Annotated in this window: 16 protein-coding genes; 6 read left to right on the top strand and 10 right to left on the bottom strand. The window is 64.0% G+C overall.

Annotated elements, in window-relative coordinates:
- Positions 1-16 precede the first annotated feature (16 nt).
- From ACM61V_RS09270 to ACM61V_RS09280, 3 genes are read left to right on the top strand one after another with little or no spacing between them, the layout of a single operon-like run.
- Entirely contained in the window at positions 17-1,057 is a 1,041-nt protein-coding gene (locus ACM61V_RS09270; RefSeq protein ID WP_137785759.1) for an alcohol dehydrogenase family protein, read from the top strand.
- Positions 1,058-1,099: 42 nt separating this feature from the next.
- On the top strand, positions 1,100-1,279 hold the full coding sequence (locus ACM61V_RS09275; protein ID WP_137785952.1) for a hypothetical protein: 180 nt from the start codon (positions 1,100-1,102) through the stop codon (positions 1,277-1,279).
- Positions 1,280-1,288: 9 nt separating this feature from the next.
- Entirely contained in the window at positions 1,289-2,467 is a 1,179-nt protein-coding gene (locus tag ACM61V_RS09280) for an NAD(P)/FAD-dependent oxidoreductase (RefSeq protein ID WP_137785758.1), read from the top strand.
- A gap of 4 nt (positions 2,468-2,471) precedes the next feature.
- Here ACM61V_RS09280 and ACM61V_RS09285 read toward each other — a convergent pair whose 3' ends face one another.
- The 5 genes from ACM61V_RS09285 to ACM61V_RS09305 all read right to left on the bottom strand — a co-directional run bounded on the left by ACM61V_RS09285 (position 2,472) and on the right by ACM61V_RS09305 (position 7,172).
- Entirely contained in the window at positions 2,472-3,617 is a 1,146-nt protein-coding gene (locus ACM61V_RS09285) for a DSD1 family PLP-dependent enzyme (protein WP_137785757.1), read from the bottom strand.
- Between the two features lie 92 nt (positions 3,618-3,709).
- Entirely contained in the window at positions 3,710-4,882 is a 1,173-nt protein-coding gene (locus tag ACM61V_RS09290) for an aminotransferase (protein ID WP_137785951.1), read from the bottom strand.
- Positions 4,883-4,922: 40 nt separating this feature from the next.
- On the bottom strand, positions 4,923-5,903 hold the full coding sequence (locus tag ACM61V_RS09295) for a phosphoribosylaminoimidazolesuccinocarboxamide synthase (RefSeq protein WP_137785756.1): 981 nt from the start codon (positions 5,901-5,903) through the stop codon (positions 4,923-4,925).
- A gap of 160 nt (positions 5,904-6,063) precedes the next feature.
- The gene (locus ACM61V_RS09300; RefSeq protein ID WP_137785755.1) at positions 6,064-6,438 is read right to left on the bottom strand and encodes a glycine zipper 2TM domain-containing protein; all 375 of its coding nucleotides are present in this window, start codon (positions 6,436-6,438) and stop codon (positions 6,064-6,066) included.
- A 71-nt stretch (positions 6,439-6,509) separates the two neighbouring features.
- Positions 6,510-7,172: a spermidine synthase gene (locus ACM61V_RS09305; RefSeq protein ID WP_137785754.1), complete on the bottom strand. Its 663-nt coding sequence runs from the start codon at positions 7,170-7,172 to the stop codon at positions 6,510-6,512.
- Positions 7,173-7,325: 153 nt separating this feature from the next.
- On the opposite strand from ACM61V_RS09305, the gene ACM61V_RS09310 reads away from it, so the two are divergent.
- The 3 genes from ACM61V_RS09310 to yghU all read left to right on the top strand — a co-directional run bounded on the left by ACM61V_RS09310 (position 7,326) and on the right by yghU (position 10,203).
- The gene (locus tag ACM61V_RS09310; protein WP_137785753.1) at positions 7,326-8,813 is read left to right on the top strand and encodes an ATP-binding protein; all 1,488 of its coding nucleotides are present in this window, start codon (positions 7,326-7,328) and stop codon (positions 8,811-8,813) included.
- A 218-nt stretch (positions 8,814-9,031) separates the two neighbouring features.
- Positions 9,032-9,232 (top strand): hypothetical protein, encoded by a 201-nt coding sequence (locus ACM61V_RS09315; protein ID WP_137785950.1) that lies wholly within the window; start codon positions 9,032-9,034, stop codon positions 9,230-9,232.
- 86 nt (positions 9,233-9,318) lie between these two features.
- Positions 9,319-10,203 (top strand): glutathione-dependent disulfide-bond oxidoreductase, encoded by an 885-nt coding sequence (gene yghU, locus ACM61V_RS09320; protein WP_137785752.1) that lies wholly within the window; start codon positions 9,319-9,321, stop codon positions 10,201-10,203.
- 15 nt (positions 10,204-10,218) lie between these two features.
- Here yghU and ACM61V_RS09325 read toward each other — a convergent pair whose 3' ends face one another.
- The 5 genes from ACM61V_RS09325 to rpoB all read right to left on the bottom strand — a co-directional run bounded on the left by ACM61V_RS09325 (position 10,219) and on the right by rpoB (position 20,437).
- Positions 10,219-10,938, bottom strand: a complete 720-nt coding sequence (locus ACM61V_RS09325; protein ID WP_137785751.1) for a spermidine synthase — start codon at positions 10,936-10,938, stop codon at positions 10,219-10,221.
- A gap of 123 nt (positions 10,939-11,061) precedes the next feature.
- Positions 11,062-11,325 carry a hypothetical protein gene (locus ACM61V_RS09330; protein WP_137785750.1) on the bottom strand — a complete coding sequence of 88 codons (264 nt, stop codon included), beginning with the start codon at positions 11,323-11,325 and terminating at the stop codon, positions 11,062-11,064.
- Between the two features lie 23 nt (positions 11,326-11,348).
- Positions 11,349-11,555, bottom strand: coding sequence for a cold-shock protein (locus ACM61V_RS09335; protein WP_137785749.1), 207 nt, complete (start codon positions 11,553-11,555; stop codon positions 11,349-11,351).
- A 372-nt stretch (positions 11,556-11,927) separates the two neighbouring features.
- Positions 11,928-16,211, bottom strand: a complete 4,284-nt coding sequence (gene rpoC / locus ACM61V_RS09340) for a DNA-directed RNA polymerase subunit beta' (protein WP_137785748.1) — start codon at positions 16,209-16,211, stop codon at positions 11,928-11,930.
- 77 nt (positions 16,212-16,288) lie between these two features.
- Positions 16,289-20,437 carry a DNA-directed RNA polymerase subunit beta gene (gene rpoB, locus ACM61V_RS09345; protein ID WP_137785747.1) on the bottom strand — a complete coding sequence of 1,383 codons (4,149 nt, stop codon included), beginning with the start codon at positions 20,435-20,437 and terminating at the stop codon, positions 16,289-16,291.
- Positions 20,438-20,606: the final 169 nt, after the last annotated feature.

Genomic DNA, 20,606 nt, shown 5'->3' on the forward strand with positions numbered 1-20,606 from the left:
CAGGGAGGTACGCGGGATGAAGGCTCTTCGCTATTACGGTGCGCGCGATGTCCGTTACGAGGGAATGGACGATCCCATCCCGCAATCGGATCGTGACGCCATCATCAAGGTGGAAGCGTGCTCAATCTGCGGCAGCGATCTTCATATCTACCATGGCCACGGCTTTTCCGAGGATATCGGCTTCTGCGTCGGTCACGAGGCGGTGGGCGAGGTGGTGGAAACAGGACGCGCGGTGAACCGGCTGAAGATTGGCGACAAGGTCATGATCCCGGCGGCGGCCGGTTGCGGCGCGTGCCGCTATTGCCTTGCAGGCGTGGTCAATCGCTGCGAGTTCGGGCTAGGCGGCTGCTACGGCTTGTCGGCGCGACTGCAGGGTTCTCAGGCGGAGGCGGTGCGGGTGCCCGCTGCCGACATGAACGCGGTGATAATCCCCGATGGCGTGTCTGCGGAACAGGCGCTGATGATGACTGATGCGATGGCGACGGCTTGGTTCGGCGCGCGCAACGCCGATATCGTGCCCGGTAGCAGTGTGGCGGTGATCGGGCTGGGGCCGATCGGGCTGATGACCGTGGACAGTGCCTTCGTCATGGGCGCGCATATCGTCTATGCAATCGATCCCGTGCCTGAGCGGCGCGCGCTCGCGGCGGACGCGGGCGCGATCGCGCTCCATCCGGAAGAGGCGTTGGAGAAAATTCGGGATGCCACCGCAGGTCGCAAGCTCGATTGCGCAGTCGAGGTGGTCGGCAGCGATGCGACGGTCGATCTGGCGCTTCGGCTGGTGCGCCCGCGCGGCACCGTCTCTGTGATCGGGGTACAGCAGTCGCGGCGTTTTCCCTTTCCGCTGGAGCGGGCGTTCGCGGCTGGGCTCACCTTCCGCACGGGAACCTGCTCGGTGCCGGAAGAACTGCCGGTGCTGTTTCCGCTAGTCCAATCTGGCCGTTTGCGACCGGAGAAATATATCACCCACCGCCTCCCGCTAAGTGAAGGCGCGGAGGCCTATGCGCTGTTCGAGCGGCGCGAGGCAGGCGCATTGAAGATGGTGCTTACGCCTGGTTAGAAGTGTCATAGCGATCCGCGCTTGGCTCAGCTACAGTATCGCATGGCCGAACGCTTTGAACGACACCGCCAGCCGTGGCGCCAAGACGAAATTCAGAAGCTCCACACGCTCGCCAAGAAGGGCATGGCGCTGAAGGCGATCGCCAAGGCGATGACACGCAGCGAGGAATCGGTGAAGGAGCGGGCGAAGCTCGATGGCCTTTCGATCGCCAAACTACACTGATCGATCCTGATGCCTAACAGAAGTTATGACGCGATCGTGCTTGGCGCGGGGGCGGCGGGGTTGATGTGTGCGGCGACGGCCGGGCAGCGCGGCCGGCGCGTGCTGCTGATCGACCATGCGGATCGGCCGGGCAAGAAAATCCTTATCTCCGGCGGCGGTCGCTGCAACTTCACCAATCTCGGAACGGCGCCCGATCGCTTCATTTCCGCGAACCCACATTTCGCGCGCTCGGCGCTGGCGCGTTATGGCCCGGCGGATTTTCTGGAGCTGGTCGGGCGGCATCGCATCGCATGGCATGAAAAGACGCTCGGGCAGCTTTTCTGCGATGGCTCCGCGCGGCAGATCGTCGACATGCTGCTAGAGGAATGTGATCGCGGCGCGGTCGACCTCACGCTGGGCGACAAGGTAGCTGGCATCGATCACGCCGATGCGCGTTTTTGCGTCAGCTTGGGGGAGCAGACGGCAAGCGCGCCAGCTCTGGTGATTGCGACGGGTGGTCCATCCATTCCTAAGATGGGCGCAACGGGCTTCGCCTATGACGTGGCGCGCCGATTTCGCCTGAAAGTGGTGGAGCCGCGCCCGGCGCTTGTACCGCTGACGCTGGGTGAGAACGAGCAATTGTTCCGCACGCTTTCCGGGGTGTCCGCCGATATCGTTGCGAAGGCTGGCAGGGCAGCCTTCCGGGAGGCGGCGCTGTTCACGCATCGGGGCCTCTCCGGTCCTGCGATTCTGCAGACGTCTTCCTATTGGCGGCATGGCGACGCGGTGGCGATCGATTTCCTGCCCGATCACGCGGCGGGCTGGCTCAAGCAAGCAAAGCGAACCTCGCCGCGAATGACGCTAGGCAAGACGCTGGCAGGCGTCTTGCCGGACCGGCTTGCGGCCACATTATCGGATCGGATCGGGCTGACCGGCGAGCTGGCCAACATTCCCGACGCCCGGCTGAACGATGCCGAGCAGATGCTCGCCGGATGGCGCTTCACACCCAACGGCACCGAAGGGTTCGCAAAGGCGGAGGTGACCGCTGGCGGCGTCAGCACGGCTGAGCTTTCATCGCAGACCATGGGAGCGCGCAGGATCCCCGGCCTGCATTTCATCGGTGAAGCGGTGGATGTGACGGGCTGGCTTGGCGGTTACAACTTCCAATGGGCGTGGGCGAGCGGCTGGGCGGCGGCACAGGCTTTGTAGCCCATCAACGCGAGCGGCCACGCGCAGAAACTGGCCAGATATCCACCAATGTATTGCCGCTTACCACATGATAGAAATCATATAGGTTGACGGTAGGATCACAATGCGGGGCGCCCAGCGTCACCGTGTCTCCAAGCTTCGGCAGAGCGCCATTGGGGTTTATAAGCGCGCCCTGCTCGTCTCCCATGAAGAAATAGACGGTTCCTTCCGCCACGCCGCCAACGGGAAGCGGCGGTCTCGCGTCGGTAGCCATGGATTTAATTCCGGCATCCAGCGTCACTAGCCCCTTTGTGTTGGCGCTGATGACGCGTGTGTCGATCAGCAGCGATGTCTCAAACGGTATTTCTCCCTCGTCTGGAGTCAGCGCGCAGGCCCGGTACTGATCGTCCATGAAAACATACGACCCGACCTGAAGCTCGGTGAACAGGTCCAGCGTCGCATCGATACGGTGCGTTCCGGTGCCGCCGCCCGAGACGATCGACGGTTTTCCTCCGGACGCGTCTAGCGCGGAGATGACGGTACGGAGATATGCGGCGCGATCGCGCATCGCGGCCTCTCGCTCAGCATAGCTTTCGATATGCTGCTGCGAGCCGCAATAATATTGAATGCCGGCGTAAACGAGTTCGGGTAAGCTCGCGATCGCGCGGTACAGCTCGGTCGCAGCTTCGCGTGTCGCAACCCCGGTCCGGTGAATGCCGGGATCGACGTCGATCAGCACGGTCAGCGGTTTCCCGCTCCGTGCATTGATCGCCGCCGCAATCGACCGCACGACATCTGGGTTGTCGACCGTGCACATCAGCCCGTCCGCTCGTTCGTTCAGCGCAACGAGTCGCGCGATCCCGGGCGCGGAAACCACCGGCGAGGTGATGAGCAACCCGGCGATTCCGAAATCCGCAAGCGCCTCCGCCTCGCCCAGCTTCGCGCAGCATTGCCCCACGGCACCGGCGGCGATCTGGCGCCGTGCGACATCGGCGCTCTTGTGCGTCTTCGCATGCGGGCGAAGCTTCAGCCCGTTGGCAGTTGTGAAAGCGGCCATCCGCGCAATGTTACGATCGAGCGCATCGCGATCGATCAGCAGCACGGGCGTGTTGAGATCGCGGCGCGATCCTTGCCGGCCAACCAGATGGCGATGGAGTTGTTCGTCGTTCATTATCCCAACTTTCTATGACGAACAGTCGGGCGAGATCGGCGTCGCGAGCAATGTGCCGGAGAACCATGCGCCCACGATTGCCGCCTCGCGGATCACCCGTCATCCCTCTGTTTTTGCGCCGTCAACCAACTGCCAAGTCGGCCGACGGCTTCCTCCAACATTTCATCTGGCTTCGCAAAACATAGGCGGATCAGACCGACGGGCGGCGGGCCGCGCATATAGAAGGGTGAGAATGGAATGCTGGCCACCCCCGCTTCGCTCAAGATGCGCCGAGCGAGGACGCCATCGTTACCGGATACACCAGAGGCGGCGAGGTCGACGGTTACAAAGTACGTGCCCTCGCTGGCCAACGTCGTGAATCCTGTCTTGGCCAAAAGATCCACGAGGCGGTCGCGCGAATGCTCCAGTGCAGCCTGCATGGTGGCGAAAAAGCCGTCGTCGAGTCCAAGACCGTGCGCGACGGCGATCTGGAGATTTGGCGGGGTGGTGAAGGTTAGAAATTGGTGCGCGCGACCAATCGCCTGCAGGAGGCTCGGCGCGGCAATGGCGAACCCGACCTTCCAGCCGGTGAGGCCGAAGATCTTGCCCGCTGATCCTATCTTGATCGCGCGCTCCGCCATGCCTGGCAGCGCGATCATCGGGACATGCGCGCTGCCGTCAAAAACGACATGTTCCCAGACCTCGTCGCAGACTGCGATCAGATCGCGTTCCACGCATATAATCGCAAGCGCCGCGAGTTCCTCATGCGAGAATACGCGCGCTGCCGGATTGTTCGGATTGTTTAGGACGATCGCGCGGGTGCGCGGCCCGATCGCGGCGGCAACTTCATCGATCGGAAGCCGCCAGTGCGGCGGCCTCAGCGTTACCGGTCGTGGCACGCCGCCTGCGCGCTGGATCAGTGGCGAATACGCATCGTACATCGGCTCGAACACGATCACCTCGTCGCCCTCGGAAATTACGGCGAGAAAAGCAGCGGCGATCGCTTCCGTCGCGCCCGAGGTGACGAGCACGTTGGCAAAGCCAATGTCGAGCGATTGGAAGCGACGATAGTGCGCGGCCACGGCCTCACGCAGCACAGGCAAGCCGACCGAAGGAGGGTATTGATTAGGCCCGGTCAGCACGGCATCGGCCGCTGCGCCTAACAACTCGGGTGGCCCGATCGTATCAGGAAAGCCCTGTCCGAGATTGATCGCCCCGCTCTCTCTGGCAAGGCCTGACATTTCCTCGAAAATCGTGGTCCTCATCGTGGCAAAGATGGGGTTCACTTGGGAGATCCTCGATGCGAGGGAGGGAGACTGTTGCGGGTCAGGCGTGGCCGAACAACGGCGCGAGTCGCGCCCGGATACGCTCGAGTACCGTTGCGCCTTCAAGGTCGGGGTCGAATATCCGACCGGTGATCGTCTCGAACGCGGTTACGTAGGTTTCCGTAGTACCTAGGATCAGTTCCGGTGGTATTTCGGGAATTGCATCCCTGTATGGATCGCAGCGGGCGGCGACCCATGAGCGGATGAAATCCTTGTCGAAGCTATCGGGTCGCTCTCCCGCCTCGAACCGCGTTTCATAAGTCGATTTCAGCCAATAGCGGCTGCTGTCGGGCGTGTGGATCTCGTCGGCGAGAACGATCTTGCCGTCGGTATCGATGCCGAATTCATACTTGGTATCTGCCAGGATCAGTCCGCGTTGTTCCGCGATCTTCTGCCCGCGCGCAAACAGCGCGAGTGCGACGGCGCTTACCTCTTCCCACTGCGCCGGGGTGAGCAGTTCGCGATCGAGTATCTCCGCAGGGGTGAGTGGCTCGTCATGTCCCCCATCGAACTCCTTGCTCGTTGGGGTGATGACAGGCGCGGTCAGACGCTGGTTATCGCGCATTCCGTCAGGCAAGGTAATGCCGTACATCTCGCGCTGCCCCGCCTTGTAGCGTTTGAGGATCGATGTATCGGTCGTTCCGGCAAGATAGGCGCGAACGACGATCTCCACTGGCAAAATGTCCAGGCGTCGGCAGATCAGAACGTTCGGGTCCGGATATTCCAGAACGTGATTGGTGCAGATATCGGCGGTTGCCTCGAACCAGAAACGCGCCGTCTGGGTAAGAAGTTCGCCCTTTAAAGGCACGGCGCACAGAATGCGATCGAACGCACTCAGCCGGTCCGACGCGATGATAATGCGCCGGCCGTCAAGCAAATCGTAATTGTCGCGTACCTTGCCGCGATAATGGTGCGGCAGCTCCGCAATCGTTGCGTCATTCAGCGTTCGCGAAGAGTAGCGAGAATAGTCGCGATCGGCCATACGCAAGTCCCTAATCGGCGAAAGACGCGCCTGATAGCCCGCGCGGCCGCCGCTGTCAGGAGCACATTCGCTTTTTCCGACAATCCGTGATCAGGCTGAATGCTATTATTCAGGCGTCCCCGGCCCGAGCGTCGAAGCGCCCGGACCGGGGCGATGTTAACTATCGGCAGCGGACCTGACCGCGATCGACCGACCGACCAAGCAGCGCGCCACCTGCGCCGCCCACAAGCGTACCAAGAGTGCTACCCGTCAGCGCATTGCCAAGTAACCCGCCAGCAACCCCGCCAATCACGAGGCCGGTGGTGCCGTCGTTGCGCTTGCAATAATAGCGGCCGTCGCGACCACGATAGATGCGATCGTCGCGGCTGAGCTGCCGTTCGCGATACCGCCCGGCGCGATACGAGCGCGACGCATCCCAATTGTCCCGATCACCGTTCCACCGATAGTCACGGTGCTGCGCCACCGCGGGCGCGGGCATCGCGACCGGCAGGGCGACGGCGGCCATGAGCATGGCGCTGGCTAGTTTCATACGCATCAACAATCTCCTTTTGCCGAGGCGAGAACACTTTCGAGGGGGATTTCGTTCAATCCCCCGCGTACGAGCGCCTATCTGCGCGCGATCCAGATGATATGCCGCGCGCCCTTTCCGCTGGCGCGCGCGCGGATCACCTCCTCCTCGACACCGAAGCCGGCGCGCACCAGCGCGCGCGCGAACGCCGGATCGGGCGCGGCGGACCAGATCGCGAGCAGCCCGCCGGGCCGCAACGCCGCTTTCGCCGCCGCCAGCCCCGCCGCCGAATAGAGACGGTCGTTACCCGCCCGCGTCAGCCCGTCCGGGCCATTGTCCACATCGAGCAATATCGCGTCGAACGTGCCGGGCGAGGCGGCGATCACCGCGCCGACATCGTCGAGCACCACATCGACGCGCGGATCGGCGAGACAGCCGGCGGCAACCTCTGCCATCGGCCCGTTGGCCCAGTCGATCACCGCCGGCACCAGCTCTGCCACCGTCACCCGCGCATCCGGCGCCAGCCGCGCCAGCGCGGCACGCAGCGTGAAGCCCATGCCATAGCCACCGATCAGCAGCCGGGCGTCGCCGCGCACGCGATCGCAGGCGAGCGTCGCCAGCGCCTCTTCCGATCCGCTCATGCGGCTGCTCATCAGCTCCTCGCGCCCCAGCATGATGAACCAGTCGCGTCCGCGCTGCACCAGCCGCATCTCGGCCCCGCCGGGCACGAGGGTCGTGTCGATCGTAATGCGCGGGAGCATCGAGGTTCCTTCTGCGACCAGGGCCGGATCGGCGGCGCGATAGGCGGAACCGTGAATTTCCGCAAACCGGGGCGGGGCGCGGGCCGGCCCGAGCGATATTCGCCTGACGCAATCCGCTTGCCCCCGCGTCCGTGCATTGCCATCGGACGGCGGATGACTGCCAAGATCGACATGGGATTCGATGGATCGGGGCGCCCGGTCGAGCTGGACCTGGAGGAACTGCTCGCCACGCGCCTGCTCGTTCAGGGCAATTCCGGCTCGGGCAAGTCGCATCTCCTGCGCCGCCTGCTCGAAGGGAGCGCCGGGCTGGTGCAGCAGGTCGTCATCGATCCCGAGGGCGATTTCGTCTCGCTGGCGGATTCGTTCAGCCATGTCGCCGTGGATGCCGCGCACTACAGCCTGATCGAGATCGAGCGGCTTGCGGCCCGCGCGCGTGAGCATCGTGCCTCGATCGTGCTCAACCTCGACGGGCTGGAGGTGGACGATCAACTGCGTTGCACGGCGGGCTTTCTGTCCACGCTGTTCGATGCGCCGCGCGAACAATGGTATCCGATCCTCGTGGTGGTCGATGAGGCGCAGCTTTTCGCGCCTGCCGCCGCGGGGGAGGTGGGCGAGGAAGCGCGCCGCGCCTCGCTGGCGGCGATGACGAACCTCATGTGCCGTGGCCGCAAGCGCGGGCTGGCCGGGGTGATCGCCACGCAGCGGCTGGCGAAACTGGCGAAGAATGTCGCGGCGGAGGCATCCAATTTCCTGATGGGGCGGACCTTCCTCGATATCGACATGGCGCGCGCCGCCGATCTGCTGGGGATGGAGCGGCGGCAGGCCGATCAGATCCGCGATCTGACGCGCGGCGAATTTCTCGCGCTCGGCCCGGCGATCTCGCGCCGCCCGATCAGCGTGAGGATCGGCAGCGTCACCACCTCGGCGCGCAACGTCAGCCCCAAGCTGATGCCGCTGCCGGAAGCGGATGTGGACGGCCTGCGCGAACGACTGTTCACCGCCGGCGCCGATGACGCGCCGCCGCCGCTTCCCGCGCCCCCGCCGCCGTCGATCTCGGAACTGATGCAAAGCGCGATGGCCGCGCCGGATCCGGTGGCCGTGCCCGATCTGCCCGAGCTGGACGAAGCGGCGCAGGAAGCCGTGCGCGCGGACGTGATGGCGCAGATGGCGGGGGAGGGGGCGCGGATGCCGCTGCCGCAACTGTATCAGGATTATCAGGTGCGCTGCCGGATGCGCGGCGTGATCGCGAACGAGCCGCTGGACCGTTTCCGCCGGCAGTTCGCGATCGCGCGCGCGGGGCTGGGCCCGGACGAGGACTGGGCCGATGTGCTGGCGCTCGGCGACGCGCTGCCGGAGGAGATGCTCGCGCCGTTCCTCGGGCTGGCGCGCGCGGCGCGCGCGGAGGAGCCATGCCCGGACAACGCGGCGCTCGCCATCCTCTACGACACGGCCTCGCCCAGCAGAGCCAGGCGGATGCTCGATTTCATCGAGGAGAAGGGTCTGATCGTCGTGCGTGTCGATCTGGTCGGCAAAAGATCGATCACCCTGCCGCATTTCGGATGGACCACGCGGCCGGCGATTCCCGAACCGCCACGCGCGCATGTGCCGCGCCGCGTCGCCACGACGCGGCGGCGGGCGTAGTCCGGCCGGGCGCCACTTCGGCACGCTTCCAAGGTCGTACGCCAGGCGCAGCGCCGCTCCCGGCCAGGTGCTCACCGTCTAGGAACCGGGCGTTCGGCCGGCCGGATCTCTTGAACGCCCTGGTCATTGTTCGCGCGGCGAGGCGGGCCGCCGTCGCGAGGGATTTTCCCGTCGCATCACGCTGGACAGCGCTCGCCGCCGGTCGCTATCCGCCCGCGATGCCGATCATCGCCACCATCATGAATTCGACCACCGGGCAGCCGATCCAGCGCTTCACGTTCGGCCGCGTGCCCAAGCCGTGGGTTTCATTCACGCTCGAAACCGGCGAACTGGTGACAGCGGATCGCGTCGATATCGGCAAGCCCGCGCCGGGCAAGGTCGTCGTGCCCGTTTCGGTCTGGGTCACGCCGAAACAATGAGCCGCGACGACGCGCTATATTGAGCGACGGACTGGCGCTGCCGCCGCGCGACCCTATCTACAGGTTCGACTATCCTGGAGGACCGCATGGCAGACGCCGACGACGCCGCTAACAACCAGCCGGCAGGCTATGTGCCACCCCGCGTGTGGACGTGGGACAAGGAAAGCGGCGGTCGGTTCGCCAATATCAACCGGCCGATCTCCGGCGCCACGCACGACAAGGAACTGCCGGTCGGCAAGCATCCGTTGCAGCTCTATTCGCTCGGCACGCCCAACGGGCAGAAGGTCACGATCCTGCTCGAAGAGCTGCTCGCCGCAGGCCATGCCGGCGCCGAATATGATGCGTGGCTGGTCGATATCGGGCAGGGCGATCAGTTCGGCAGCGGCTTTGTCGCGATCAATCCCAATTCGAAGATTCCCGCGCTTGCCGATCATTCCACCGATCCGGTCACGCATCTGTTCGAGAGCGGCTCGATCCTGTTCTATCTGGCGGAGAAGTTCGGGGCGTTCCTGCCGACCGAGCATCACGCACGGGCGCAGACGATGAACTGGCTGATGTGGCAGATGGGCTCGGCACCGTTCGTGGGCGGCGGCTTCGGCCATTTCTACGCCTATGCGCCGCTGAAGATCGAATATGCGATCAACCGCTATGCGATGGAAGCGAAGCGCCAGCTCCATGTGCTCGATACCCATCTCGCGACGCACGAATATCTGGCCGGAGACGTCTACACGATCGCCGATATGGCGGTGTGGCCGTGGTATGGCGGGCTGCTGACGGGAACTTACGACGCGAAGGAATTCCTGTCGGTTGACGAATATCCGCATCTGCGTCGCTGGGCGGAGCTGCTCGGCGCCCGTGAGGCGGTGCAGCGCGGGCGGATCGTCAATCGCACCTTTGGCGAGCGGCAATTGCGCGAGCGCCACGATGCCGCCGATTTTGAAGCTGGCGACGATCGATCCGACGGCGATTGACAGGATCGAGGCGGATCAGTCGCGCCTGGTCGCCAGCCAGATTACATGCGGCGCCTCGTCATCGCCGCCACCGGTCGGCTCCCGGACTTCTTCCACGTCAAATCCGGCGCCGGCCAGCCGTTCGGCAAACTCGTCGTCCCGGAATGCGGACCATATCGCCAGCACGCCACCGGGGCGCAGCGCGCGGTGCGATGCCTTCAGCCCCCAGTTGCAGTAGAGCCGCTCGTTGGCGAGGCTCACAAGCCCCTCCGGGCCATTGTCAACGTCGAGCAGGATCGCGTCGAACTCACCGCGCCGCTCAACGATAAGGTCATGAACGTCGCGGATTTCGATCGTGACACGCGGATCGGCGAGTGAATCCCCGAAGATGTGCGCAAGGTGGCCACGCGCCCAGGCTTCCACCTTGGGCACCAGCTCCGCCACGACGATCGTGGCGGCGGGCGATAGCGCGGCGCGGGCGGCGGCGAGGGTAAAACCCATGCCCAGCCCGCCGATCAGGACACTATTGGCACGCTCGCCAAGCCTGTCGACCACCAGCGTGGCGAGCGCCTTTTCCGAGCGATACGCCCAACTGCCCATCAATTGCTCTTCGCCGAACAGGATCTCATAATCCTGTTCGTGGCGATAGAGATGAAGGTGGCCACCGCCGGGGATGGCGGCTGAATCCAGAAGAGTGCCGAAGGGCCAGCAGTCATCCTCGCCGACGGCCTTGGTCGCAAGACCGGGCGCGCTCAAACGCCGGCCCCTGGATCAGATCGCGGATTGCAGGCGCCGCGCAACAACAGGTCGATAATGCCGGCCACCTCGTACAAACGAATTTTCTGTTCAAGCGCAGGGAGGATCCCCGGCGCCGACCGTTCAGGTCGCGGCGTGATTCAGTTCGGCGCCGTCACCGAGCCCGGCAAGCAGCTTTTCAGCGGCCGTTCGTATGCGGGAATTTTCCGCACGCTCGCTGCGGGCGGCCAACGCCGCCCAGGCATTGGATGCGCGCTGGCAGCGCTCACGCACATTATCAAGCGTTGCAGCATCCGCTGCCGCCTGCTGTTGCGCGGCCTGCTCGCGATAGAAGAACAGGGTGGACATGGCATTCTCCTGAAACGCGAGGAAACTGGCGGGGATCATCGACCCCCGCCCTTCAACCTGCTTCAGGCAGCCTGAAGATTGACCGCCGAGGTCTTTCCGCGACGATCGGTTTCAAGCTCGTACGTGACGCGCTGGTCCTTATCGAGCGTGCGCATCCCGGCGCGCTCGACCGCGGTCACATGCACAAAGGCATCGCCGCTGCCGTCTTCCGGCGCGATGAAGCCATAACCCTTGTCGGCGTTGAAAAATTTTACGGTTCCGGTGATCATATGGAATTCCTTGTCCCAATATGTGACGGGCATGCGCCAAAAGCAGCGCATCCCGGCGTCGTGAGGCTAGAAAGGGACAAAGGGGAGCATGAGTGCCCGATATCCGTCGCAGGCGACGTCAGCCCCAGGAACATAGGGGTTCCCGCGAGGAAAGATAGTGCCGCCCCGGCGAATTATCGGCCGCGCCGGGTAAATAGGGCGTGAATCCGTCAACCGCGGTAGCCGGGCGCGGGCGTGTCACCAGAAGGCGACGTGGAGCATTAGCCAGATCACTCCACCGAAATAGGGCCTAGAGCGTCGAAGACGGCGGAAAAAGAAACCGCCGCCCGGCATCCCGGGCGGCGGTTCCTCGTGTCACGAAGGATCCGTCGATCAGTCGTTCAGATACTCGCCCGCAGCTTCGTCGCTGCCGTCGCCGGAGGCGACTACCGCGGCGAGCGGATCGGGCCCGGTGCCCTGCGAATCACGCGCGGAGCGGGCCATTTCGGCGGCATGCTCCTGCGCCGCACTGGTCGGCGCGGTGATCGCCATCGCTTCCGACAGCTTGCGCTGCTGGACGCGGAGCGCCGCATCGCGACTGGAGGCCGCGACGCGCAGGCGGTTCATGCCTGCGCCTGTGCCAGCCGGGATCAGGCGGCCGACGATCACATTCTCCTTCAGGCCCATCAGCGTATCCTGCTTGCCCTGGACGGCCGCCTCGGTGAGGACGCGGGTCGTTTCCTGGAACGACGCGGCCGAGATGAACGACCGGGTCTGCAGGCTTGCCTTGGTGATGCCGAGCAGGACAGGCTTGCCCTGCGCGGGCGCCTGGTTCTTTTCCAGCCGGTCGTTCGTCGCGTCCATCTCCTCGCGATCGACCTGCTCGCCCTTGAGCAACGTCGTATCGCCGCCGTCGGTGATTTCCACCTTCTGCAGCATCTGGCGAACGATCGTCTCGATGTGCTTGTCGTTGATCTTCACGCCCTGGAGACGATAGACCTCCTGGATTTCCGAGACGAGATATTCGGCCAGCGGCTCGATCCCCATCGTTTCCAGAATGTCGTGCGGATTGGGCGAACCGCCGATCAGGTTGTCGCCACGCTTGACGTAGTCGCCTTCCTGAACGTCGATAACCTTGGACTTCGGCACGAGATATTCGACGACCTCGCCGCCATCCTCCGGCTGGATGCCGATCTTGCGCTTCGCCTTGTAATCCTTGCCGAACACGACCCGGCCGGAAACCTTGGCGATGATCGCCGCTTCCTTGGGAATACGCGCCTCGAACAGTTCGGCGACACGCGGCAGACCGCCGGTGATGTCACGCGTCTTGGCGCTTTCGCGCGCGACACGCGCCAGCACGTCACCAGCCTGCACAGTGGCGCCATCCTCGACCGAGAGCACCGCGCCCGGCGCCAGCATGTAGCGCGCGGACTCGCCCGAGCCTTCGTCGAGCAGGGTGATGCGCGGACGCAGATCCTCCTTCGACTTGGTTCCGGCGCGGAATTCGGTGACGACGCGCTGGGTGATGCCCGTCGCCTCGTCCACCTGCTCCGCGAGCGTCTTGTTCTCGACGAGATCCTGGAATTTCACCGAGCCGCCGGTTTCCGTAATCACCGGCATGGTGAACGGATCCCATTCGGCCATGCGATCGCCCTTGGAGACGATATGGCCGTCGTCGAACATCACATAGGCGCCATAAGGGATGCGATCGACCGCCAGTTCACGGCCGTCCATATCCTTGATGACCATCTCGCCCGACCGGCTCAGCACGACGCGACGGCCGCGCTGATCCTCGATCACGCGCAGATCGCGGAATTCCACCGTGCCGTCGGCGTGCGCCTCGAGGTTCGATGTCTCGTTGAGCTGCGCCGCGCCGCCGATGTGGAAGGTACGCATCGTGAGCTGCGTGCCCGGTTCGCCGATCGACTGCGCCGCGATCACGCCGACCGCCTCGCCGATGTTGACCGGCGTGCCGCGCGCCAGATCACGCCCGTAGCACTTGCCACAGACGCCGACCTTGGATTCGCAGACCAGCGGGCTGCGGATCTTGACCGATTGCGTGCCGATGCCCTCGATCAGCGCGACCGTCGGCTCGTCCAGCAGCGTGCCGGTCGGGACGACGACATCGTTGGTCTTGGCATCGACGATATCCTCCGCCGTGGTGCGGCCGAGGATGCGCTCGCCCAGCGACGCGATCACCGTGCCGCCCTGCACGATCGCCTTCATCTCCAGCGCGCGCTCCGTGCCGCAATCCTCTTCGACGATCACGCAATCCTGCGACACGTCGACGAGGCGGCGGGTGAGATACCCCGAGTTCGCGGTCTTCAACGCCGTATCCGCGAGACCCTTGCGGGCGCCGTGGGTGGAGTTGAAATATTCAAGAACGGTCAGGCCTTCCTTGAAGTTCGAGATGATCGGCGTTTCGATGATCTCGCCCGACGGCTTGGCCATCAGGCCGCGCATGCCCGCAAGCTGCTTGATCTGCGCCTGCGAACCACGCGCACCGGAATGCGCCATCATGTAGATCGAGTTGATCGGCTTCTCGCGACCCGTCTCGGGATCGACCTTTACCGCCTTGATCTCGTTCATCATCGAGTTCGCGACCTGATCGCCGCAACGGCTCCAGGCGTCGATCACCTTGTTGTACTTCTCCTGCTGCGTGATCAGGCCGTCCTGATACTGCTGCTCGAAGTCCTTCACCTGGTCGCGCGTCTCGTCGACAAGCTTCTCCTTGTCGCCGGGGATGACCATGTCGTCCTTGCCGAACGAGATGCCGGCGCGGAACGCATGACGGAAGCCAAGCGCCATGATCGCATCGGCGAACAGCACGGTCTCCTTCTGCCCGGTGTGACGATAGACCTCGTCGATAACGTCGGTGACGTCCTTCTTGGTCAGCAGCCGGTTGACCGTTTCGAACGGCACCTTGTGGCTCCGGGGCAGGCACTCGCCGAGCAGCATGCGGCCCGGGGTCGTTTCATATCGCTTGAGATACTGGTTGCCGGCTTCGTCGGTCTGCGGAACGCGGCTGATGATCTTCGTGTGCAGGGTCACCGCGCCGGCATTCAGCGCCTGATGCACCTCCGACATGTCGGAGATCATCATGCCTTCGCCCGGCTCGTTTTCCTTGAGCATCGACAGATAATACAGGCCAAGCACCATGTCCTGCGACGGCACGATGATCGGCTTGCCGTTCGCCGGGGACAGGATGTTGTTGGTCGACATCATCAGGACGCGCGCTTCCAGCTGCGCCTCGAGGCTCAGCGGGACGTGCACGGCCATCTGGTCACCGTCGAAGTCGGCGTTGAATGCCGAGCAGACGAGCGGGTGAAGCTGGATCGCCTTCCCCTCGATCAGCACCGGCTCGAACGCCTGGATGCCGAGGCGGTGGAGCGTCGGCGCGCGGTTCAGCAGCACCGGATGCTCGCGGATCACCTCGTCAAGGATGTCCCAGACTTCCTTGCGCTCCTTCTCGACCCACTTCTTCGCCTGCTTCAGGGTCATGGAAAGACCCTTGGCGTCGAGACGGGCGTAGATGAACGGCTTGAACAGCTCGAGCGCCATCTTCTTCGGCAGGCCGCACTGGTGCAGCTTGAGTTCCGGCCCGGTCACGATGACCGAGCGGCCCGAATAATCGACGCGCTTGCCGAGCAGGTTCTGGCGGAAGCGGCCCTGCTTGCCCTTGAGCATGTCGGACAGCGACTTGAGCGGGCGCTTGTTCGCGCCGGTGATCGTGCGGCCGCGGCGGCCGTTGTCGAACAGCGCATCGACGGCTTCCTGCAACATGCGCTTTTCGTTGCGGACGATGATGTCCGGCGCGCGCAGCTCCATCAGCCGCTTGAGGCGGTTGTTGCGGTTGATGACGCGGCGATACAGATCGTTCAGATCCGACGTCGCGAAGCGGCCGCCGTCCAGCGGCACCAGCGGGCGCAGCTCGGGCGGGATGACCGGGATCACCTCGAGGATCATCCACTCCGGCCGGTTGCCGGATTCAAGGAAGCTTTCGACGACCTTCAGGCGCTTGATGATCTTCTTCGGCTTCAGCTCGGACTTGGTGGTGGCAAGCTCTTCCAGAAGCTGGGTCTTCTCGCCCTCCAGATCGAGGCTTTCGAGCATGATGCGCACGGCTTCCGCGCCGATCCCGGCGGAGAAGGCGTCCTCGCCATATTCGTCCTGCGCCTCGAGCAGCTCGTCCTCGGTGAGGAGCTGATATTTCTCAAGCGGGGTCAGGCCCGGCTCGATGACGATATAGGCTTCGAAATACAGCACGCGCTCGAGCTGCTTGAGCTGCATGTCGAGCAGCAGGCCGATGCGGCTCGGCAGCGACTTCAGGAACCAGATGTGCGCGACCGGGGCGGCCAGCTCGATATGGCCCATGCGCTCGCGGCGGACCTTGGAGACGGTAACCTCCACGCCGCACTTCTCGCAGACGATGCCCTTGTATTTCATGCGCTTGTACTTGCCGCACAAGCATTCGTAATCCTTGATCGGGCCGAAGATGCGCGCGCAGAACAGGCCGTCACGCTCGGGCTTGAACGTGCGGTAGTTGATCGTCTCGGGCTTCTTGATCTCGCCGAACGACCAGGAGCGGATGCGATCCGGGGAGGCAATGCCGATCTGGATCTGGTCGAAGGTTTCGGGCTTCGCGATCGGGTTCGCGAAAGGTGTCATCTCGTTCATATCTTCATCCCTCTAGAGGGTAAATCTGCTGGGTGGAGAGGGGGCAGGGCGCCGCCATCGACGGCGCCCGTTCCCTGTTACTCCGCCGCTTCGGCGAGACCGTCGTCCTCGTCCATCGACTTCAGATCGACGTTGAGGCCGAGCGAGCGCATTTCCTTGACGAGCACGTTGAAGCTCTCCGGGATGCCGGCCTCGAACGTATCGTCACCCTTGACGATCGCCTCATAGACCTTGGTGCGGCCGACCACGTCGTCGGACTTCACCGTCAGCATTTCCTGGAGCGTGTATGCCGCGCCATAAGCCTGCAGCGCCCACACTTCCATTTCGCCGAAGCGCTGGCCACCGAACTGGGCCTTGCCGCCGAGCGGCTGCTGGGTGACGAGGCTGTACGGGCCGATCGAACGCGCGTGGATCTTGTCGTCAACAAGATGGTGGAGCTTCAGCATGTAGATGATGCCCACGGTCACCTTGCGATCGAACTGATCGCCGGTGCGCCCGTCGAACAGGTCCGACTGGCCGGACGAATCCAGACCCGCCAGCGCCAGCATATCGGCGACGTCGGCTTCCACCGCGCCGTCGAACACCGGGGTGCCCATCGGAACACCGGCTTTCAGGTTCTGCGCCAGCTCGACGATCCCGTCGCCATCGCGTGAATCGATGTCGGCAAGATAATGCTCGCCATAGATCGTCTTGAGGCGTTCCTTCACCGCTTCCGGCATTGCACCGGCCTTGGCATCGGGATTTGCCTCGCGCCAATCCTCCAGCGCCTGCGAAACCTGCTGGCCAAGGCCGCGCGCGGCCCAGCCGAGATGCGTTTCGAAGATCTGCCCGACGTTCATGCGCGAAGGCACGCCCAGCGGATTGAGCACCAGATCAACCGGCGTGCCGTCGGCGAGGAACGGCATATCCTCCACCGGCAGGATGCGGCTGATGACGCCCTTGTTGCCGTGGCGGCCGGCCATCTTGTCGCCCGGCTGCAGCTTGCGCTTCACCGCGACGAACACCTTGACCATCTTCAGCACGCCCGGCGGCAGCTCGTCGCCACGTTCCAGCTTCTCGCGCCGGTCGTGGAACTTGTCGGTGATCCGCTTTGCGGCCTCGTCATACTGTGCCTTGACGGTCTCCAGGTCGCCCTGGACCTTGTCGTCCTGCACGGCGAACTTCCACCATTCGTGGCGGTCCACCGAATCGAGCAGGTCGGCGTCGATGGTCACACCCTTCTTGATGCCCTTGGGGGCCGCGGTGGCGACCTGATCCAGCAGCATCTCGCGCAGGCGGCTCCAGGTCGCCCGGTTGAGGATCGTGCGCTCGTCGTCCGAGTCCTTCTTCAGGCGCTCGATCTCCTCGCGCTCGATCGCCATCGCGCGCTCGTCCTTGTCGATGCCGTGGCGATTGAAGACGCGAACGTCCACGATCGTGCCGGCAACGCCCGGCGGCAGACGCAGCGACGTATCGCGCACGTCCGATGCCTTCTCGCCGAAGATGGCGCGCAGCAGCTTCTCTTCCGGCGTCATCGGCGATTCACCCTTGGGGGTGATCTTCCCGACCAGGATGTCGCCCGGTTCCACCTCGGCACCGATATAGACGATGCCCGCCTCGTCGAGGTTGCGCAGCGCTTCCTCGCCGACGTTCGGGATGTCGCGGGTGATATCCTCCGGCCCAAGCTTCGTGTCGCGGGCGGCCACTTCGAACTCGTCGATGTGGATCGACGTGAACACGTCGTCCTTCACGATCCGCTCGGAGATGAGGATCGAATCCTCGTAATTGTAGCCGTTCCACGGCATGAACGCGACGAGCGCATTGCGGCCCAGCGCCAGCTCGCCGAATTCGGTCGACGGGCCGTCCGCGATGATGTCGCCGGCGCGCACCACGTCGCCCACCTTCACCAGCGGGCGCTGGTTGATGCAGGTCGACTGGTTGGAGCGCTGGAACTTCATCAGCGTGTAGATGTCGACACCCGATTCCTCGGCCGAAACCTCGCCCGTAGCGCGGATGACGATGCGGCTGGCATCAACCTGATCGATGATGCCGGCGCGCTTGGCGGCGATCGCGGCGCCCGAATCGCGCGCCACGGTCTCCTCCATGCCGGTGCCGACGAACGGCGCCTCCGCCTTCACCAGCGGAACGGCCTGCCGCTGCATGTTCGAACCCATCAAAGCGCGGTTCGCGTCGTCGTTCTCCAGGAACGGGATGAGCGAGGCGGCGACGGATACGAGCTGCTTGGGCGAGACGTCCATCAGCGTGATCTGATCGGGCAACGCCATCAGGAACTCGCCCGCCTGACGCGAGGAAACAAGCTCCTCGGTGAAGCGGTTGTCCGCGTCCAGATCGGCGGAGGCCTGCGCGATCGTGTGCTTGGCCTCCTCCATCGCCGACAGATAGACGACCTCGTTGGTCACCTTGCCATCGATGATCTTGCGGTACGGGGTTTCGATAAAGCCGTATTTGTTGACGCGGCTGAACGAGGCCAGGCTGTTGATGAGGCCGATGTTCGGGCCTTCCGGCGTCTCGATCGGGCAGATGCGGCCATAGTGCGTCGGGTGAACGTCGCGGACTTCGAAGCCCGCGCGCTCGCGGGTGAGACCGCCCGGCCCGAGCGCCGAAACGCGGCGCTTGTGCGTCACTTCGGAGAGCGGGTTGGTCTGGTCCATGAACTGCGAGAGCTGCGACGAACCGAAGAACTCGCGCACCGCGGCCACCGCCGGCTTCGCGTTGATAAGGTCGTTCGGCATCACCGTCGACACGTCGACCGATGACATACGCTCCTTAACCGCGCGCTCCATGCGGAGCAGGCCGACGCGATACTGGTTCTCCAGAAGCTCGCCCACCGAACGGACGCGGCGGTTGCCGAGATTGTCGATATCGTCGATCTCGCCCTTGCCGTCCTTCAGATCGACGAGCGTTTTGACGACCGCGAGAATATCCTCGGTGCGCAGCGTGGTCACCGTGTCCTCGGCGTCCAGCTCCAGTCGCATGTTGAGCTTCACGCGGCCGACGGCGCTAAGATCATAGCGGTCGGGATCGAAGAACAGGCCGCCGAACAGCGCCTCCGCCGTTTCCAGCGTCGGCGGCTCGCCCGGGCGCATCACGCGATAGATGTCGCTCAGCGCCTGCTCGCGCTCCTCGGCCTTGTCGGCCTTCAGCGTGTTGCGAATCCACGGACCGGTCGTGACGTGGTCGATATCGAGCAGCTCGATGCGCTCGATGCCAGCCTTGTCCAGCTTTTCGAGGTTTTCGGGCGAAATCTCATCGCCCGCCTCGACATAGATTTCGCCGGTGGTCTCGTTGATGAGATCGAACGCGGAATAGCGGCCGAAGATTTCCTCGGTCGGGATCAGCAGATCGGTCAGGCCGTCCTTCGCCGCCTTGTTCGCGGCGCGCGGGCTGATCTTCTGGCCGGCGGGGAACACCACCTCGCCGGAATTGCCGTCGACGATGTCGAACATCGGCTTCACGCCGCGCCAGCTTTCCGCCTGGAACGGAATCTTCCAGCCGCCATCGCCACGCACGAAGGTGAGACGGTTGTAGAAGTGGTTGAGGATCTCTTCCGAATTGAGGCCGAGCGCATAGAGCAGCGCCGTGACCGGCAGCTTGCGCTTACGGTCGATACGGACGTTGACGATATCCTTCGCGTCGAACTCGAAATCGAGCCACGAGCCGCGATACGGGATCACGCGCGCGGCGAAGAGATACTTGCCGCTCGCATGGGTCTTGCCGCGATCGTGATCGAACAGCACGCCTGGCGACCGGTGCATCTGGCTGACGATGACGCGCTCGGTGCCGTTGATGAAGAAGGTGCCGTTCTCGGTCATGAGCGGCATGTCGCCCATGTACACGTCCTGCTCCTTGATATCGAGCACGGAGCGGGTTTCCGTATCGGGATCCACCTCGAACACGATCAGGCGCAGCGTGACGCGCATCGGCGCGGCATAGGTGATGCCACGCTGGCGGCATTCCTCGACGTCGAACTTGGGATGCTCAAGCTCGTAATTCACGAAATCAAGCTCGGCGGTGCCGGCGAAATCGCGGATCGGGAAAACGCTGCGCAGCGTCTTTTCCAGGCCGGAGACATAGCCGATCGACGGATCGGAGCGCAGGAACTGTTCGTAGCTTTCGCGCTGAACCTCGATGAGGTTCGGCATCTGCACCACTTCGTGGATATTGCCGAACACCTTGCGGATGCGCCGCTTGGGCGTGGTCGCGCCCTCGATCGCCTTGGATGCCATGTAGCTGTCAGCCCTCAGTAAAAAACATTAGAGCGCGATAAAGACGCGAAAAGGCCGCGATCATCCCCACGATCGGAGCGATTGCAGCCTGAAGCGTCTTATGAACCGGAAGCCTCCATTCGTGCGATACGGTGCGCGACGCCGCATCATGTCCCGAAGCTCCAGCGAA

Origin of the sequence: Sphingomonas sp. TX0543, from assembly GCF_048565505.1 — a bacterium.
Taxonomy (GTDB): domain Bacteria; phylum Pseudomonadota; class Alphaproteobacteria; order Sphingomonadales; family Sphingomonadaceae; genus Sphingomonas.

Coding starts and splice junctions, on each gene's coding strand:
- ACM61V_RS09270 (WP_137785759.1), top strand. CDS start 17: ATGAAGGCTCTTCGCTATTACGGTGCGCGCGATGTCCGTTACGAGGGA.
- ACM61V_RS09275 (WP_137785952.1), top strand. CDS start 1,100: ATGGCCGAACGCTTTGAACGACACCGCCAGCCGTGGCGCCAAGACGAA.
- ACM61V_RS09280 (WP_137785758.1), top strand. CDS start 1,289: ATGCCTAACAGAAGTTATGACGCGATCGTGCTTGGCGCGGGGGCGGCG.
- ACM61V_RS09285 (WP_137785757.1), bottom strand. CDS start 3,617: ATGAACGACGAACAACTCCATCGCCATCTGGTTGGCCGGCAAGGATCG.
- ACM61V_RS09295 (WP_137785756.1), bottom strand. CDS start 5,903: ATGGCCGATCGCGACTATTCTCGCTACTCTTCGCGAACGCTGAATGAC.
- ACM61V_RS09300 (WP_137785755.1), bottom strand. CDS start 6,438: ATGCGTATGAAACTAGCCAGCGCCATGCTCATGGCCGCCGTCGCCCTG.
- ACM61V_RS09305 (WP_137785754.1), bottom strand. CDS start 7,172: ATGCTCCCGCGCATTACGATCGACACGACCCTCGTGCCCGGCGGGGCC.
- ACM61V_RS09310 (WP_137785753.1), top strand. CDS start 7,326: ATGACTGCCAAGATCGACATGGGATTCGATGGATCGGGGCGCCCGGTC.
- ACM61V_RS09315 (WP_137785950.1), top strand. CDS start 9,032: ATGCCGATCATCGCCACCATCATGAATTCGACCACCGGGCAGCCGATC.
- yghU (WP_137785752.1), top strand. CDS start 9,319: ATGGCAGACGCCGACGACGCCGCTAACAACCAGCCGGCAGGCTATGTG.
- ACM61V_RS09330 (WP_137785750.1), bottom strand. CDS start 11,325: ATGATCCCCGCCAGTTTCCTCGCGTTTCAGGAGAATGCCATGTCCACC.
- ACM61V_RS09335 (WP_137785749.1), bottom strand. CDS start 11,555: ATGATCACCGGAACCGTAAAATTTTTCAACGCCGACAAGGGTTATGGC.
- rpoC (WP_137785748.1), bottom strand. CDS start 16,211: ATGAACGAGATGACACCTTTCGCGAACCCGATCGCGAAGCCCGAAACC.
- rpoB (WP_137785747.1), bottom strand. CDS start 20,437: ATGGCATCCAAGGCGATCGAGGGCGCGACCACGCCCAAGCGGCGCATC.